Source organism: Monashia sp. NPDC004114 (assembly GCF_053603855.1).
Map to the genome: position 1 here is coordinate 1 of NZ_JBSGGK010000034.1, position 15,730 is coordinate 15,730.

Consider the following 15,730-nt stretch of genomic DNA (forward strand, 5'->3'; position numbering starts at 1 on the left):
TTCTGTCTTCCGATCCCATCGTTTTTTTCAGATTCTTCTTTAATCTCTTTCACTGCCAGAAGCTGTGGCGTTCGGCTTGTTAGTTCGGTAATAACCGTCGAAGCAGGCCGTTTCTCGGTGTGTCGCCGGGTCGGTCCGGCCCAGGGCGAAGCGGGTCGGGTCAGGTGGCGGCCTGGTAGCCGATCACGGCGAGAGCGACGGCCGCGAAGTGGGAGGCGAACCCGCCGACCGTGAACGCATGGAACACCTCGTGGAACCCGAACCACCGGGGGGACGGGTTCGGCCGCTTGGTGCCGTAGATGACGCCGCCCACCGTGTAGAGGATGCCGCCGAGGGCGATGAGCGAGCCGATGAGCGGGCCGCCGGTGCGCCAGAACGGCACGACGTAGAAGATCGCGGCCCAGCCGAGCGCGATGTAGAGAGCGGTGTAGAGCCAGCGGGGTGCGCTCACCCAGAACACCCGGAAGACGACCCCGGCGATGGCGCCGGCCCAGATCACCGAGAGCAGGATGCGAGCCTGGTCGGACGGCAGCAACGTCACCGCGAAGGGCGTGTAGGTCCCGGCGATGATGAGGTAGATGTTCGAGTGGTCCATCCGCTTGAGGAAGGCGGTGGCCTTGGGTCCCCACGTGCCGCGGTGGTAGATCGCGGACACTCCGAAGAGCAGTGCCGCGCTGACCGTGAAGACGAGCAGGGCGTTGCGCACCGCGCCGGCGTTCGAGAAGAGCACCAGGACGAGCCCGCCGAGCAGGGCGACAGGGAACATCCCGAGGTGGAGCCAGCCGCGCAGCCGCGGTTTGACACTGGCGACGAGACCCGCGACGGGGCCTGCGGATTCGCGCTCCTGACCCCGGACCGGAGTGGACGGGTCTGTGTGCTCTTCGGGTCGGCGGTCCATGGCGCGAGTGTAACCTACGGAACCGTAGGTTACGGCAACGTAGGTTTTTCGACGTGTCGAACGGCATACCTTTCGGTGGCTGCGCGACCGCCCCACCGATGCCTCGCTCGCCTCATGGGACCGCGGGGTACCGTGGGACCGCGGCCCGATCGGAGCCGTCCAGACCTGACCGGCGACGACGTGACGGGCGACGACGTGACCGGCGAAGCGACCCAGTCGACGAGGAGGCCCCGTGGGGTGGCGCGATGTGGTCTATGGCGCGTACGAGCGCCAGGTCCTCAAGAACCTTCCCAGGGAGTCGCTGCCGCGCCACGTGGCGGTCATGCTCGACGGCAACCGCCGTTGGGCCAAGGCGCGCGGCGAGGGCACGGCCACCGGCCACCAGGCCGGCGCCGACAAGATCGAGGAGCTCCTCGAGTGGTGCCGGGAGGCGGGCGTCCAGTACGTCACCCTCTGGCTGCTGTCCACCGACAACCTCAAGCGCGCTCAGGACGAGCTGGAGCCCCTGCTCAAGATCATCGAGACGGCCGTGTCCGACCTGGCCGACACCGGCAACTGGCGGCTCACCATCGTCGGGGCCCTCGAGCTGCTCCCCGCGCACACCGCGGCGAGCCTGACTGAGTCGGCGGAGCGGACCAAGGGTGTCGACGGCATGACGGTCAACGTCGCGGTCGGCTACGGCGGCCGTCGTGAGATCGCCGATGCCGTCCGCGACCTGCTCCTGGCCCGAGCCGCCGCCGGGGAGACGATCGAGCAGATCGCCGAGGGGCTGACCGCCGACGACATCGCGAGCCACCTCTACACCAAGGGCCAGCCGGACCCCGACCTGGTCATCCGCACATCGGGAGAGCAGCGGCTCGGCGGCTTCCTGCTGTGGCAGAGCGCGACGTCCGAGTTCTACTTCTGCGAGGCCTACTGGCCCGACTTCCGCCACGTCGACTTCCTGCGCGCCGTGAGGGCGTATGCCGGCCGGCACCGTCGCTACGGCACCTGACCTCGAGCGGGGGCCCCTCGACGGCGGTGTAAACAGTCTGTGAACTCTGACGACACGAGCCCCTAATCCGCCGCCGGGGCCACCGGAAGACGTACCGTCGAAGCAGCGCAGGACATCCGTCCTCGCTGCCAGGAGGCCCACCGATGGAGCTATCGCTCAGAACGGAGGGCCGGGCAGTTCGCCTCCCTCTGGTGGCCACCGCCCGGCATCTCGTGAGCGAGTAGGCGCGCGGAGCGCGCGCCGCCTAGGAGTGGGAATGGCTACGAAGAGATCGGTCTCGTCCGACACCGCCACCAAGTCCACGACACGCGAAGCGTCAGCCCGCACGCGAACCGCACCGAGCACGACCCGGATGCGAACACCCCAGCACAAGACCTACGTGCTCGACACGTCGGTGCTGCTCTCGGACCCGCGCGCCATGCTGCGGTTCGCCGAGCACGAGGTGGTCCTCCCGGTCGTGGTGGTGACCGAGCTCGAGGGCAAGCGGCACCATCCGGAGCTCGGATACTTCGCGCGTCAGGCGCTGCGCCTGCTCGACGACCTGCGCATCAGCGAGGGCCGGCTCGACCATCCGGTGCTGGTGGGCGATGCCGGCGGCACCCTGAGGGTAGAGCTGAACCACACCGACCCCGGTGCTCTGCCGGCTGGTTTCCGCCTGGGCGACAACGACACCCGGATCCTGTCCGTTGCCAAGAACCTCGCCGACGAGGGCGCGGACGTCACCGTGGTGTCCAAGGACCTGCCGATGCGGGTCAAGGCCTCCGCCTGCGGGCTCGACGCAGAGGAGTACCGCCACGAGCAGGGCATCGACTCCGGCTGGACGGGCATGCAGGAGCTCGAGCTCACCGTCGACGAGCTCGACCATCTCTACGAGCGGGGCCGGATCGAGCACGCTGGGGCCGCCGAGCTGCCCTGTCACACCGGGCTGGTCCTGCTCTCTCCCCGCGGCAGCGGCCTGGGCCGGGTCGGGGCCGACAAGCAGATCCGCCTCGTGCGCGGCGACCGCGACGCGTTCGGCCTGCACGGCCGCAGCGCGGAGCAGCGGATCGCCCTGGACCTGCTGCTCGACCCGGACGTGGGGATCGTCAGCCTCGGCGGACGCGCGGGCACCGGCAAGTCGGCACTGGCGCTGTGCGCCGGGCTCGAGTCGGTCATGGAGCGTCGCGTCCAGCGCAAGGTCCTCGTCTTCCGCCCGCTGTTCGCCGTCGGAGGGCAGGAGCTCGGGTACCTTCCCGGCACCGAGCAGGAGAAGATGAACCCCTGGGGCCAGGCGGTGTTCGACACCCTCGGCGCGCTCGTGTCGACCGAGGTGGTCGACGAGGTGATGGACCGGGGCCTGCTCGAGGTGCTGCCGCTGACCCACATCCGCGGCCGGTCGCTGCACGACGCCTTCGTCATCGTCGACGAGGCTCAGTCGCTCGAGCGCAACGTCCTGCTCACCGTTCTCTCCCGGATCGGGCAGAACTCCAAGGTGGTGCTCACCCACGATGTCGCCCAGCGCGACAACCTCCGGGTCGGGCGCCACGACGGCGTGGCGGCGGTGATCGAGAAGCTGAAGGGGCACCCGCTCTTCGCCCACGTCACGCTCACCAGAAGCGAGAGGAGCCCGATCGCGGCGCTGGTGACCGACATGCTCGAGGGCATCGACACGTGACCTGAGTCACATTCTGCGCGCAGGTCCCCGAGGCGACCCCTCGGGGCCCGCGCGTGCCCGGCGAGTTCCCGAGACGGTCGGATCCCGACAATTGGGGGTGGACGTCGACTTGCCTCCAGGCCGTCCGGATGGCACCGTGTTGGCCAATTGATCTCGGACTGGTAGCCGCCTCGCTCTGGGTCCAGCGAAGCGGCGTCGTTCTGGGAAAAACCCCCTCCACAAGGTCGGACGTTCCGCCGCTGGGCCCTTGGCTTCGCACGCGCTGAGCAACCGACAGCGAAAGTCAAGGAAGGCCGACTTCACTTCATGGCACGGTACGAAGGTCGCCATCGCACCGCCCAGACCGAGACCACCCCGGCGAGACGTGGGCCGGTTGACCGGCCGGCTCGATCCTCTGACTCCACACGCCCCAACGCGTGGGGCACAGGCCCGTCGGCGAGCAACCTCGAGCGGGCAGCGTCCAACCGCCGTGAGAGTGGCCGGTCTCGCGCGAACAACTGGCACCGTGAGAGCCGTCCACACGACGAGGACTGGGACCACGAGGCAGCCGCCGCCCACCTCGACGCCTTCGCCCCACAGCGGGACGCCTCCGACCTGCGCCGCGAGCAGGCTCAGCGCGAGCAAACCCAGCGCGTGCAAGCCGAGCGCGAGCGGGCCGAGCGCGAGCAGGCCCAGCGGGAAGCCGCCTGGCGCGAGCAGCTCGAGCGCGAGCGGGGCCAGCGCGAAGCCGCGCAGCGGGCGCAGGCCCAGCGCGAGGCCGCCTGGCTCGAGGCTGCGCAGCTGGAGCAGGCCCAGCGCGAGCAGGCCCAGCGCGAGCAGGCCCAGCGTGAGGCCGCCCAGCGCGAGCAGGCCCAGCGTGAGGCCGCCCAGCGTGAGGTCGCCCAGCGTGAGGCCGCCCAGCGTGAGCAGGCTGAGCGGGACGCCGCCGAGCGGGAGGCCGCTCAGCGCAAGCAGGAGGCCACGGCCCACCACCGCTCGGCCGAGCGTCACGGGCCCGGTCGCCACGAGCAGCCCAGCCACCACGACCACCAGCGTGGCCGTCACCGTGAGATCGCCGCTCATCATGAGGCCGCCGACCGCCCGGTCCCCAAGGGACCCGGCGTCTCCGCCTCGGCGCCCTCCGGGCAGACCCGCCGCTCGATGCGGCCCCCGAAGAAGCGCAACGTCGCCCGACCGGTCCTGGCCAGCACGCTCGCCCTTGGCCTGGGTGCCTCCGGTTTCGCGTACGCGAAGTCGGCGAACCTCATCGGCGCGGACACTGCCGCGTTCGTCGTCGGCTCCGGTGTCGTCGCCCAGACCGACGAGCTCGCTCGCGCGGCCACCGTCGACACGACGTACCGCGCCGCTGCGTCGGTGTCGCGCAACGAGCGGCGCACCGCGATCGCCGCGACCGGCCTGCGGACCGCCAAGGAGCTCGAGGCGAAGAAGAAGGCCGAGGCGGCGCGCAAGGCGGCCGAGGCCCGGGAGGCCGAGCGGCGCGCGGAGCTCGAGCGCGAGCGCAAGCGTGCGATCGCGAACGCGAGGAACGACCCGAAGTCGGCGGCCCGCGTCCTCATGGTCGACCACGGCTGGACGAGCGACGCGCAGTACAACTGCCTGGTCAACCTCTGGACCGGTGAGAGCGGGTGGCGCTGGAACGCCGAGAACTCCAGCTCGGGCGCCTACGGCATTCCGCAGTCGCTGCCCGCCAGCAAGATGGGCCAGTTCGGCTCCGACTACCGCACCAACCCGATCACCCAGATCCAGTGGGGGCTGTGGTACATCGAGCAGTCCTACGGCAACCCGTGCAACGCGTGGTCCACGTGGCAGGCGCGCTCGCCGCACTGGTACTGACCCGCCAGGCACGTACCAGCCAGCTCTGACGCGCCAGCTCTGACGCGTCAGGTCTCACCCACGCGGTATGCCGCTGGGGGCAGTGAGTGCCCCCAGCGGCATACGTCAGATCTTGCGGAGCCGCACCCGCCGCACCTCGTGGTTGTCGCCCTTGGAGAGCACGAGGGTGGCGCGGGAGCGGGTGGGCAGGATGTTCTCCACGAGGTTCGGGCCGTTGATCTCTCGCCAGATCCGGTTGGCGGTGGCCACGGCCTGCTCGTCGCTGAGCACGGCATACCGGTGGAAGTACGAGTGCGGGTCGGAGAACGCGGTCTCGCGCAGTCGCAGGAACCGGTCGACGTACCACTTGCGCACGTCGTCGACCCAGGCGTCGACGTAGACCGAGAAGTCGAAGAAGTCGCTCACCGCCATGCCGGTGCCGCGGACCGGGTGCACCTCCGGAGCCTGCAGGACGTTGAGTCCCTCGACGATGAGCACGTCGGGCTGGCGCACGACGATCCGCTCGCCGGGGACGATGTCGTAGGTCAGGTGCGAGTAGACGGGGGCGGTGACCTCTTCGCGGCCCGACTTGATCTCGGCAACGAACCGCAACAGCGCACGCCGGTCGTAGGACTCGGGAAAACCCTTGCGCTGCAACAGGCCCCGGCTCTCGAGCTCCGCGTTCGGGTAGAGGAAGCCGTCTGTCGTGACGAGGGCGACCTCCGGCGTGTCGGGCCAGCGGGCCAGCATCTCGCGCAGGATTCGGGCCGTCGTCGACTTGCCGACCGCCACCGAACCGGCGACGCCGATGACGAAGGGGGTCTTCGCCGGACGCTCACCGAGGAACTCGCTCGTCACCTGGTGGAGCTGGCGGGTCGCGCCGACGTAGAAGTTGAGCAGGCGCGAGAGCGGCAGGTAGACCTCCTCGACCTCGCGGAGGTCGATCCGGTCACCGAGGCCACGCAGCCGGGCGAGGTCGGCGTCGTCGAGGTTGAGCGGGTGGTTCTCGCGCAGCCGGGACCATGCTGCGCGGTCGAACTCGACATAGAGCGAGGGGATCGGTGAGCTGGGCCCACCGGGTCCGCTGGATGCCTGCGACACGACCGTCATTCTTGCCGACCCCGGCCCTCGGCGTGGTCTTGGGGCCGCGTGCGGTCCCCTAGGCTGGTCCCCATGTGTGGAATCGTGGGATACGTCGGCCGGTCCAGCGACGGCACGGCTCTCGACGTCGTCATGGAGGGCCTGGCCCGCCTGGAGTACCGCGGTTACGACTCGGCCGGAGTGGCTGTCGTCGACGGCGACCACGTGGAGACCCGCAAGAAGTCCGGCAAGCTCGCCAACCTGCAGGCCGAGATCGAGCAGCACCCGCTGCCGGCGACGACGACGGGCATCGGTCACACCCGCTGGGCCACGCACGGCGGCCCCACGGACGAGAACGCCCACCCGCACCGCGGCGGCAGCGACGGCAAGCTCGCCCTCATCCACAACGGCATCATCGAGAACTTCCACTCGCTCAAGAACGGCCTGGCCGCCTCCGGCACCGAGTTCGCGAGCGAGACGGACACGGAGGTCGTCGCGCACCTGCTGGCAGCGGCATACGACGACCAGGGCGACCTCACGGCCGCGATGCGCGGGGTCGTGGCCCGGCTCGAAGGCGCCTTCACGCTGCTGGCGATCCACGCCGACCAGCCCGACGTCGTCGTCGGCGCCCGGCGCAACAGCCCGCTCGTCGTCGGCCTGGGCGACGGTGCCAGCTACCTCGGGTCGGACGTCGCCGCCTTCATCGGCCACACCCGCCACGCGCTCGAGCTCGCGCAGGACCAGATCGTCACGATCACCCCCGACGGTGCCACCGTCATCAACTTCGACGGGTCACCGGCAGAGGGCAAGGCCTACGAGGTGACCTGGGACGCAGCGGCCGCCGAGAAGGGCGGCTATGCCACCTTCATGGAGAAGGAGATCAACGACCAGCCGCACGCGGTCGCCGACACGCTGCTCGGCCGGACCGACGCGGACGGCCGGCTCGTGCTCGACGAGCTGCGCATCTCCGAGGAGCAGCTGCGCAACGTGGAGCGGATCACGATCGTCGCGTGCGGCACAGCGGCATACGCCGGGATGACCGCGAAGTACGCCATCGAGCACTGGACGCGCATCCCCGTCGAGGTGTCCCTGGCCCACGAGTTCCGCTACTGCGACCCGATCGTCAACGAGCGCACGCTCGTCGTGTCGATCAGCCAGTCGGGCGAGACGATGGACACCCTCATGGCGGTCAAGCACGCGCGCGACCTCGGAGCCCTGACGATCTCGATCTGCAACACCCACGGCTCGACGATCCCGCGCGAGTCCGACGCGGTGCTCTACACGCACGCCGGTCCCGAGATCGCGGTCGCATCGACCAAGGCGTTCCTGGCGCAGATCACCGCGAGCTATGTCCTTGGCCTCTACCTCGCCCAGCTGCGCGGTGGGGCGTTCGCCGACGACGCGGCGGCCGTGATGAAGGAGCTGGCCGACGTGCCGGCCAAGATCGACTCGCTGCTCTCCCAGATGGGCCGGGTCAAGGAGATCGCGCGCTTCATGGCCGACACGCGCTCGGTCCTGTTCCTCGGCCGCCACGTCGGCTACCCGATCGCGATGGAGGGCGCGCTCAAGCTCAAGGAGCTGGCCTACATCCACGCGGAGGGCTTCGCCGCGGGCGAGCTCAAGCACGGTCCGATCGCCCTCATCGAGCCCGGCCAGCCGGTCTTCGTCATCGTGCCGTCGCCGACGAGCGAGCACGGGCTGCACGGCAAGGTCGTGTCCAACATCCAGGAGATCCGAGCCCGAGGCGCCCGCACGCTGGTCATCGCCGAGGAGGGTGACGAGGCGGTCCTGCCGTTCGCCGACGAGGTGATCCAGGTGCCCGCGACGTCGCCGCTGCTGGCGCCCCTGCTGACCGTGGTGCCGCTCCAGGTGTTCGCACTGTGGCTCTCCACGGCCAAGGGCCTCGACGTCGACCAGCCGCGCAACCTGGCCAAGTCGGTCACGGTCGAGTGACCACGCCCGCGAGCGAGACCGGGGGGCTGCCGTGATCGTCGGGGTGGGCATCGACGTCGTCGACATCGCACGTTTCGAGGAGACCCTCGAGCGCACGCCGGCGTTGCGCGAGCGCATCTTCACTCCCGAGGAGCGCGGTCTCGGCATCGCCTCGCTGGCGGCGCGGTTCGCCGCCAAGGAGGCGCTGGCGAAGGCCCTCGGCGCCCCGGGCGGGATGGAGTGGCACGACGCGCGCGTCGTCACCAACGCCGACGGCAAGCCGAGCATCGAGATCGGGGGCACGGTGCTCGCCCGGGCGCGAGACCTCGGGGTCGACTCGCTCCACGTGTCGCTGTCGCACGATGCCGGGATCGCCTCGGCCGTCGTCGTCGCGGAGGGCTGATGATCCGCGCCCACGCCATCGAGGACGTTCGCGCCGCCGAGGCGGCCGCCATGACCGTGCTTCCGCAGGGCGAGCTCATGGCGCGTGCTGCCCAGGGGCTGGCCGAGGTGGCGGCCGCCAGGCTCGCCGACAGCGAGGAGGCCACGGCCGTCGGCCTGGTCGGTGCCGGAGACAACGGCGGCGACACTCTGTATGCCGTCGCGCTGCTCAGCGACGCCGGGTTCCCTTGCGCGGTGGTGCTTTTGCCTGCCGGCGGCCGCGACGCGGTGCACGCTCGCGGGCTCGCGGCCGCGGAAGCCGCGGGCGTGATGGTCCACCTCGCCTCTGACGCCGACGCGGCGGACGTGGTGGCCGAGGCCGACCTCGTGCTCGACGGCATCGTCGGGATCGGCGGCCGGCCGGGCCTGCGGCCCGAGGCCGCCGCGCTCGTCGATGCCATCGACGACGACGCATGGGTCATCGCGGTCGACGTCGCCAGCGGGCTCGACCCGTCCGGCGAGGCAGGCGACGACGACGCGGTCTGGGCCGACGAGACGGTGACCTTCGGCACCCCCAAGCCCGCGCACCTGCTCCCGCCGGGGGAGGCCGCGACCGGCCGCCTCACGATCGTCGACATCGGCCTCGACATGTCGGCGCTGACGCCCGCGGTGGAGCGCCTGACCTGGGACGACGTGGCCGCGCTATGGCCCGTTCCCGACCAAGGCGACGACAAGTACTCCCGCGGCGTGCTCGGAGTCGTCGCGGGTGGCGAGTCCTACACCGGTGCTGCGGTGCTGTCCACGACCGCTGCGGCGGAGGCCGGAGTGGGCATGGTGCGCTACGTCGGCACACCGACCCCCGTGTCGCTCGTGCGTCAGGCCGTCCCGGAGGCGGTCATCGGCGCCGGCCGGGTGCAGGCATGGGTCGTCGGGCCCGGGCTCGACATCTCGGCCACCGACGAGACCGCCCCGAGCCAGCTCGCGGTCGCGCGCGAAGCGCTGGCGAGCGACCTGCCGGTCATCGTCGACGCCGGCGGGCTCGACCTGGTCGACGGGCCGCGTGGCGCCCCGACCGTGCTGACGCCGCACGCCGGTGAGCTCGCCCGTCTCCTCACGCGCCTCGAGTCCCGCCCCGCAGGGCCGGGTGACAGGCAGGACAGCCAGACCCCCGCTGCAGACCCTTCCGACGTCGTCGAGGCGCCTGTCGACCGGCCCGCGGCAGGTGAGGTGACGGCCGACGACGTCAAGGCCGCGCCGCTGCGTCATGCCCGGCACCTCGCCACGCTGACCGGCGCCACCGTCCTGCTCAAGGGCGCGACCACGCTCGTGGTCACCCCGGGTATGCCGGTCCGCTCGCAGGCGGACGCCCCCGCTTGGCTCGCGACGGCGGGGGCAGGCGACGTCCTCTCGGGCGTGATCGGGACGCTGCTCGCTGCCGGACTGACGCCGCACGACGCCGCCTCGCTCGGTGCGCTCGTGCATGGCGTCGCTGCCGATCGGGTATCAGGCGGGGGTCCGCTGCGGGCACTCGCGGTCGCACACGGCATACGATCGGCGGTCCGCGACCTGCTCGCTCGCGGGCGCTCGGCCGACTGAGCGTGGCCCCTGCGCGCGACCGAGCCGACGAACTGCGAGACTGCACCCGATGACTACCGACGTTCCCCACCCGATCGCCGCCACGGCGAGGTCAGCCGTGGCCGCGAGCGCCGTGCCCGACGTGCCGGCGCAGACGGTGGGCACCACCATGTGGGCCGAGGTCGACCTCGACGCTCTCGCGGCCAACGTGCGCACCCTTCGCGGCCTGGCGCCGTCGTCCGAGTTCATGGCCGTCGTCAAGGCGGATGCCTACGGCCACGGGCTGCTGCCGGTCGCGCGGACCGCTGTCGAGGCCGGAGCGACCTGGCTCGGGGTGGCGCAGTTCGACGAGGCGTTCGCCCTGCGTGATGCGGGCCCGACCACCCGACTGCTGACTTGGCTCAGCGTGCCCGGCTCCGACTTCGCCGGTGCGGTCGCCCGCGACATCGACCTGTCCGCCTCCGCCCCGTGGGTGCTCGACGAGATCGCCGCCGCGGCGCGCAGGCTGGGGCGGACAGCGCGCGTGCACCTCAAGGTCGACACCGGTCTCGGCCGCGGGGGCGCGTTCGGCCCGGACTGGGGCATTCTCGTGCGCCACGCCCGGCCGCTCGAGGCCGAGGGCGCGATCCAGGTCGTCGGCGTCTGGACGCATTTCGCCCACGCCGACGCCCCCGAGCACCCGACGGTCCTCGCCCAGCAGGAGCGGTTCTTCGACGCGGTCGCCGAGGCGGAACGCGCCGGCTGTCGCATCGAGGTGCGGCACCTCGCGAACTCCGCCGCGACGCTCGTCCACCCGAGTGCGCACGCCGACCTCGTCCGCCCCGGCATCGCGATGTACGGCCTCACGCCGGTGCCCCAGCTGGACGACGACTTCGGCCTCCGGCCGGTGATGTCCCTACGAGCACGGCTGGCCCTGGTCAAGAGTCTGCCCGCCGGCCAGGGCATCAGCTACGGCCACGTCTACACGCCGGAGGGCGACACCGTCGTCGGGCTCGTGCCCTTGGGGTACGCAGACGGCATACCCCGCAACGCCACCAACGTCGGCCCGTTGCGCGTGGGCGACCTGCACACCACGATCGCTGGACGCGTCTGCATGGACCAGCTCGTGGTGGACCTCGGCGCCGGCTCGAGCGCACAGGCCGGCGACGTCGTGACCCTCTTCGGTGGCGCCCCGGGAGAGCCGACCGCGCAGGACTGGGCGGACGCGACCGACACCATCAGCTACGAGATCGTCACCCGGGTCGGACCGCGTGTGCCGCGCATCCACCTCGGCGGCCCCGAGGCCTCGGGGGTGGTCTCGGCGTGAGCCCGTCCTCCCGGCGCAACCCAGTCATCGGCATCGCGGCCGCGACGATCGGCGTCGCGGCCGGTGTCGCTGCGGGCATCGCCGCCGATCGCGCGGGCCGGCATCGTGCCGCCATGGCGGCCCTCGAGACGCCCGAGCTGCTCGACATCACGCCCGACGAGGAGCACGTCGTGCTCACCGACGACGGCGTGGCGCTGCACGCCGAGATCGACGTGCCCACGCCTGAGGCCGCAGCCGCGGCTGCCAAGGGGACGACGCGCCGGGGGAAGCCGCAGGAGCTGCCCACTGTCGTGCTGACCCACGGGTACTGCCTCAGCCTCAGGTGCTGGGTCTACCAGCGGCGGGCGCTCAAGGAGGCCGGATACCGCGTCATCAGCTGGGACCAGCGCGGTCACGGCCGATCGGCCCGCGGTGAGCGCGACAGCTATCACATCGACCGCCTCGGGCTCGACCTGCACACGGTCATCGACGAGCTCGCCCCCACGGGTGACCTCGTCCTCGTCGGCCACTCGATGGGTGGGATGACGGTCATGGCGCTCGGCGAGCACGACCCGAAGCTGGTCGCCGACCGCGTCGTGGGGGCGGCCTTCGTGTCGACCAGCCCGGGTGGGCTCACCCTCGCCAACGGCGGGCGCGCCGCGACGCTCGGGCGGATCGTCCTCGAGCGGTTCGGTCCCGGCCTGCTCAACCCACTCAGCGCACGGCCCGAGCTCGTCCTGCGGCTGCGCCGGGTCGGCAGGGACCTCGAGCACTTCCTCGTCGAGCAGAACTCCTTCGCGTCGCCGGTGCCCCGCTCGGTCGTGCGCTACACGGCCGACATCCTGCTGAGCACGCCCCTCGACGTCATCAACGACTACATCCGCACATTCGACGGCTTCGACAAGCGACCCGCCCTGTCCGAGTTCCGCGACGCCGTCGTGCTCGTCTTCAACGGGCGGGACGACGTGGTCACCCCGCCCTCGCACAGCGAGCTCATCGTCGAGGGCATCCCCGGTGCCGACCACATCCTCGTCAACGACGCCGGGCACGTGATCATGCTCGAGCACCCCGACCTGCTCAACCAGCACCTCGTCCAGCTCGTCGACCAGTCGGCCCGCGCGCGTGCCCAGCGCATCGACGTCTCGCGCCAGCCGCGCGTGCGCCGCATCGTGACTGACGTCGCCAAGGGCCGCCGCCAGCGGCGCCTCGAGAAGGAGGCCGACGCGATCGTCCGGGCCGGCCGGCGGTCCGCCGAGTCCCGCGGGGCCTGAGGGTGGAGCGCGAGTTCGTCTGGGCTGACACGCAGGACACGCAAGCCTTCGGCCGACGGCTCGGTGGACTGCTCGAGGGCGGCGACGTGCTCGTGCTCACCGGCGACCTCGGGGCGGGGAAGACGACGCTGACGCAGGGCATCGCCGATGGTCTCGGAGTCCGGGGGCCGATCACGTCGCCGACCTTCGTCATCGCCCGGGTGCACCCGTCGCTGGTCGGCGGTCCGGCGCTCGTGCACGTCGATGCATACCGGCTCGGCAGCTCGCTCGAGCTCGACGACCTCGACCTCGACGCCGACCTCGACGCCAGCGTGACGGTCATCGAGTGGGGGGCCGGCCTGGCCGAGCAGCTCAGCGAGTCGCGGCTGGAGCTGACGATCACGGGTGAGGACGTGCGCAGAGCCCGCATCGTCGGCGTCGGCGCCCGCTGGGACACCGTCCTCACCGCGCTCGCCGCGGCCTGAACGGACGACCCGACCGCTCGGATAGCCTGACCGACGTGCTGCTGCTCGCCATCGACACCTCGACCACCGCAATCAGCGTCGCGCTGCACGACGGCTCCGCGGTCGTCGCCGAGGTCGCGACGCTCGACGCGCGGGCGCACGCCGAGCACCTCGCGCCGAACATCCGTGCCGCGCTCGAGACCGTCTCGGCCAACCCGGGCGAGGTCACCGACGTCGTCGTGGGCATCGGGCCAGGTCCGTTCACCGGCCTGCGGGTCGGCATCGTCACCGGCCGGACGTTCGCCTTCGCCCTCGGCCTCCCGGTGCGCGGTCTGACGAGCCTCGACGCGATGGCCCACGAGGCCTTCCTCGCCGGCCGGCGCGGCGCCCTGCTCGTCGCCACGGACGCCCGGCGCAAGGAGGTGTATGCCGCCCGGTACGTTCTCGACGACACGGGCGCCCGTCGCGTGGCCGACCCCGTCGTGTCCCGCGCGGCCGACCTCCCTGAGCGCCTTCGAACGCTCCCGACGGTGGGGCGCGGGCCGGTGCTCTACCCCGAGAGCCTGCCGGACGGCATACCCCCTCGGGGTGTCGACGGTCCCCGCGCAGGGGAGCCGTGGGCCCCGAGACCGACGCCGCTGGACGTCAGCGCGGGTGCCCTGGCCGACCTGGCCACGCGACGGCTCGCGGGACGTGGAGGCGGGGCCTCTGACAGCGGGCTCCAGCGTGTCGACCCGGGGGACGGGTTCGACGGTCTCGAGCCGCTCTACCTCCGTCGACCCGACGTGGCGCCGGCCGCCCCGAGCCGCAAGTCGACCCTCGGATGAGGGGGCGACGGCCGTGGTGACGGCTGGGGAAGTGAGCCTCCGCGAGCTCGAGTGGACCGATCTCGAGACCCTGGCCGCGCTGGAGCACAGCCTCTTCGCCGACGACGCCTGGTCGGTCGAGACGTGGTGGGCGGAGCTGGCCGGGCGGCCTCGGCGCGACTACGTCGTGGCCGTCGGCCCGGACGGGTCCATCGCCGGGTATGCCGGTCTCGACCTCACCGGCGACGTGGCCGACATCATGACCATCGCCACCGCGCCGGCGCACCAGGGCAAGGGGATCGGACGGCTGCTCCTCGGCGAGCTCGTGCTGCGGGCCCGTCGGCACGGCGCCGAGGCCCTCCTGCTCGAGGTGCGCTCGGACAACACGGCGGCCCGATCCCTTTACGACCACAACGGTTTCGACGTGATCTCGGCGCGTCGCCGCTACTACCAGCCGGGTGACGTCGACGCTCTCGTGATGCGTCGCCTGCTCGCGAAGGAGGACCATGCCTGACGAGCCGCTCGTGCTCGGCATCGAGACGTCGTGCGACGAGACCGGTGTCGGCATCGTGCGAGGCGAGACCCTCCTCGTCGACAGCGTCGCGAGCAGCGTCGACGAGCACGCCCGGTTCGGCGGCGTCGTGCCAGAGGTCGCCAGCCGCGCGCACCTCGAGGCGATGGTGCCGACGATCGAGCGTGCCTGCCGCGACGCCGGGGTCGCCCTGCGCGATCTCGACGCGATCGCCGTCACGTCGGGCCCGGGCCTCGCCGGGGCGCTGCTCGTCGGCGTGGCCTCGGCGAAGGCGCTGGCGCTGGCCCTCGGCAAGCCGATCTACGGCGTCAACCACCTCGCCTCGCACGTCGCCGTCGACATCGTCGAGCACGGACCGCTGCCCGAGCCGACCATGGCGATGCTCGTCTCCGGTGGGCACTCGTCCCTGCTGCTCGTGCCCGACGTGACGCACGACGTCCGGTCGCTCGGCGCGACGATGGACGACGCAGCGGGGGAGGCCTTCGACAAGGTGGCACGGGTGCTCGGGCTGCCCTTCCCCGGCGGCCCACACATCGATCGCGCTGCGCGAGAAGGGAACCGGGTCGCGATCGACTTTCCGCGGGGGCTGACCACCGGTCGTGATCTCGAGCGGCACCGGTTCGACTTCTCCTTCTCCGGGCTCAAGACTGCGGTCGCCAGGTGGGTCGAGCTGCGCCACCGTTCGGGGGAGCCGGTGCCCGTGGCTGATGTCGCGGCGAGCTTCCAGGAGGCGGTCGTCGACGTGCTGACGCGCAAGGCCTTGATGGCCTGCAAGGAGCACGACGTCGACCACCTGCTCATCGGCGGCGGCGTGGCGGCGAACTCCCGGCTGCGGGCCCTGGCCGAGCAGCGCTGCGAGAAGGCGGGCGTCACGCTCCGGGTGCCGCGGCCGGGTCTGTGCACGGACAACGGTGCGATGGTCGCCGCCCTCGGGGCCCAGATGGTCGCCAAGGGCCGCGAGCCGAGCGACCTCGGCCTCCCGACCGACTCGTCCATGCCGGTCACGCTGGTCCAGGCCTGACCCCCGACAACCCGACCATCCTCCGAGCCCCCCCGCCACACCACAT

Annotated in this window: 14 protein-coding genes; 12 read left to right on the forward strand and 2 right to left on the reverse strand. The window is 71.6% G+C overall.

All coding sequences use genetic code 11. The features are described from left to right. Nucleotides 1–160 precede the first annotated feature (160 nt). Nucleotides 161–898 (reverse strand): PAQR family membrane homeostasis protein TrhA, encoded by a 738-nt coding sequence (trhA, locus tag ACWEOW_RS24825; protein WP_452271928.1) that lies wholly within the window; start codon nucleotides 896–898, stop codon nucleotides 161–163. Between the two features lie 232 nt (nucleotides 899–1,130). Between trhA and ACWEOW_RS24830 the strand changes: the two genes are divergently transcribed. The 3 genes from ACWEOW_RS24830 to ACWEOW_RS24840 all read left to right on the forward strand — a co-directional run bounded on the left by ACWEOW_RS24830 (nucleotide 1,131) and on the right by ACWEOW_RS24840 (nucleotide 5,379). After that, nucleotides 1,131–1,892, forward strand: coding sequence for an isoprenyl transferase (locus tag ACWEOW_RS24830; RefSeq protein WP_452271929.1), 762 nt, complete (start codon nucleotides 1,131–1,133; stop codon nucleotides 1,890–1,892). A gap of 352 nt (nucleotides 1,893–2,244) precedes the next feature. Beyond that, entirely contained in the window at nucleotides 2,245–3,546 is a 1,302-nt protein-coding gene (locus ACWEOW_RS24835; RefSeq protein ID WP_452271955.1) for a PhoH family protein, read from the forward strand. A 306-nt stretch (nucleotides 3,547–3,852) separates the two neighbouring features. Next, nucleotides 3,853–5,379 carry an aggregation-promoting factor C-terminal-like domain-containing protein gene (locus tag ACWEOW_RS24840; RefSeq protein WP_452271930.1) on the forward strand — a complete coding sequence of 509 codons (1,527 nt, stop codon included), beginning with the start codon at nucleotides 3,853–3,855 and terminating at the stop codon, nucleotides 5,377–5,379. 105 nt (nucleotides 5,380–5,484) lie between these two features. Here ACWEOW_RS24840 and coaA read toward each other — a convergent pair whose 3' ends face one another. Then, nucleotides 5,485–6,468: a type I pantothenate kinase gene (coaA, locus tag ACWEOW_RS24845; protein ID WP_452271931.1), complete on the reverse strand. Its 984-nt coding sequence runs from the start codon at nucleotides 6,466–6,468 to the stop codon at nucleotides 5,485–5,487. Between the two features lie 63 nt (nucleotides 6,469–6,531). Between coaA and glmS the strand changes: the two genes are divergently transcribed. From glmS to tsaD, 9 genes are all read left to right on the forward strand, one after another. Further along, complete coding sequence (gene glmS, locus ACWEOW_RS24850; protein WP_452271932.1) at nucleotides 6,532–8,391, forward strand: glutamine--fructose-6-phosphate transaminase (isomerizing); 1,860 nt, start codon at nucleotides 6,532–6,534, stop codon at nucleotides 8,389–8,391. 31 nt (nucleotides 8,392–8,422) lie between these two features. Continuing rightward, the gene (locus ACWEOW_RS24855; RefSeq protein WP_452271933.1) at nucleotides 8,423–8,773 is read left to right on the forward strand and encodes a holo-ACP synthase; all 351 of its coding nucleotides are present in this window, start codon (nucleotides 8,423–8,425) and stop codon (nucleotides 8,771–8,773) included. Further along, nucleotides 8,773–10,347, forward strand: coding sequence for a bifunctional ADP-dependent NAD(P)H-hydrate dehydratase/NAD(P)H-hydrate epimerase (locus tag ACWEOW_RS24860; RefSeq protein WP_452271934.1), 1,575 nt, complete (start codon nucleotides 8,773–8,775; stop codon nucleotides 10,345–10,347). Before ACWEOW_RS24855 ends, ACWEOW_RS24860 begins: the two co-directional genes overlap by 1 nt. A gap of 148 nt (nucleotides 10,348–10,495) precedes the next feature. Next, the gene (alr, locus tag ACWEOW_RS24865) at nucleotides 10,496–11,632 is read left to right on the forward strand and encodes an alanine racemase (protein WP_452271956.1); all 1,137 of its coding nucleotides are present in this window, start codon (nucleotides 10,496–10,498) and stop codon (nucleotides 11,630–11,632) included. Further along, entirely contained in the window at nucleotides 11,629–12,882 is a 1,254-nt protein-coding gene (locus ACWEOW_RS24870) for an alpha/beta fold hydrolase (RefSeq protein ID WP_452271935.1), read from the forward strand. Before alr ends, ACWEOW_RS24870 begins: the two co-directional genes overlap by 4 nt. A gap of 2 nt (nucleotides 12,883–12,884) precedes the next feature. Beyond that, the gene (gene tsaE / locus ACWEOW_RS24875) at nucleotides 12,885–13,346 is read left to right on the forward strand and encodes a tRNA (adenosine(37)-N6)-threonylcarbamoyltransferase complex ATPase subunit type 1 TsaE (protein WP_452271936.1); all 462 of its coding nucleotides are present in this window, start codon (nucleotides 12,885–12,887) and stop codon (nucleotides 13,344–13,346) included. Nucleotides 13,347–13,381: 35 nt separating this feature from the next. After that, a complete protein-coding gene (gene tsaB, locus ACWEOW_RS24880; RefSeq protein WP_452271937.1) occupies nucleotides 13,382–14,152 on the forward strand; it encodes a tRNA (adenosine(37)-N6)-threonylcarbamoyltransferase complex dimerization subunit type 1 TsaB in 771 nt (256 codons plus the stop codon). A 31-nt stretch (nucleotides 14,153–14,183) separates the two neighbouring features. Then, on the forward strand, nucleotides 14,184–14,645 hold the full coding sequence (gene rimI, locus ACWEOW_RS24885) for a ribosomal protein S18-alanine N-acetyltransferase (protein WP_452271938.1): 462 nt from the start codon (nucleotides 14,184–14,186) through the stop codon (nucleotides 14,643–14,645). Beyond that, nucleotides 14,638–15,684, forward strand: a complete 1,047-nt coding sequence (tsaD, locus tag ACWEOW_RS24890; protein WP_452271939.1) for a tRNA (adenosine(37)-N6)-threonylcarbamoyltransferase complex transferase subunit TsaD — start codon at nucleotides 14,638–14,640, stop codon at nucleotides 15,682–15,684. The genes rimI and tsaD overlap by 8 nt, the downstream gene beginning before the upstream one ends. Nucleotides 15,685–15,730 lie beyond the last annotated feature (46 nt).

Bases quoted from the DNA above. Each gene is read 5' to 3' on its own strand.
- alr (WP_452271956.1), top strand. From the start codon at position 10,496: ATGTGGGCCGAGGTCGACCTCGACGCTCTCGCGGCCAACGTGCGCACC.
- ACWEOW_RS24840 (WP_452271930.1), top strand. From the start codon at position 3,853: ATGGCACGGTACGAAGGTCGCCATCGCACCGCCCAGACCGAGACCACC.
- tsaD (WP_452271939.1), top strand. From the start codon at position 14,638: ATGCCTGACGAGCCGCTCGTGCTCGGCATCGAGACGTCGTGCGACGAG.
- coaA (WP_452271931.1), bottom strand. From the start codon at position 6,468: ATGACGGTCGTGTCGCAGGCATCCAGCGGACCCGGTGGGCCCAGCTCA.
- ACWEOW_RS24835 (WP_452271955.1), top strand. From the start codon at position 2,245: ATGCGAACACCCCAGCACAAGACCTACGTGCTCGACACGTCGGTGCTG.
- trhA (WP_452271928.1), bottom strand. From the start codon at position 898: ATGGACCGCCGACCCGAAGAGCACACAGACCCGTCCACTCCGGTCCGG.
- ACWEOW_RS24860 (WP_452271934.1), top strand. From the start codon at position 8,773: ATGATCCGCGCCCACGCCATCGAGGACGTTCGCGCCGCCGAGGCGGCC.
- glmS (WP_452271932.1), top strand. From the start codon at position 6,532: ATGTGTGGAATCGTGGGATACGTCGGCCGGTCCAGCGACGGCACGGCT.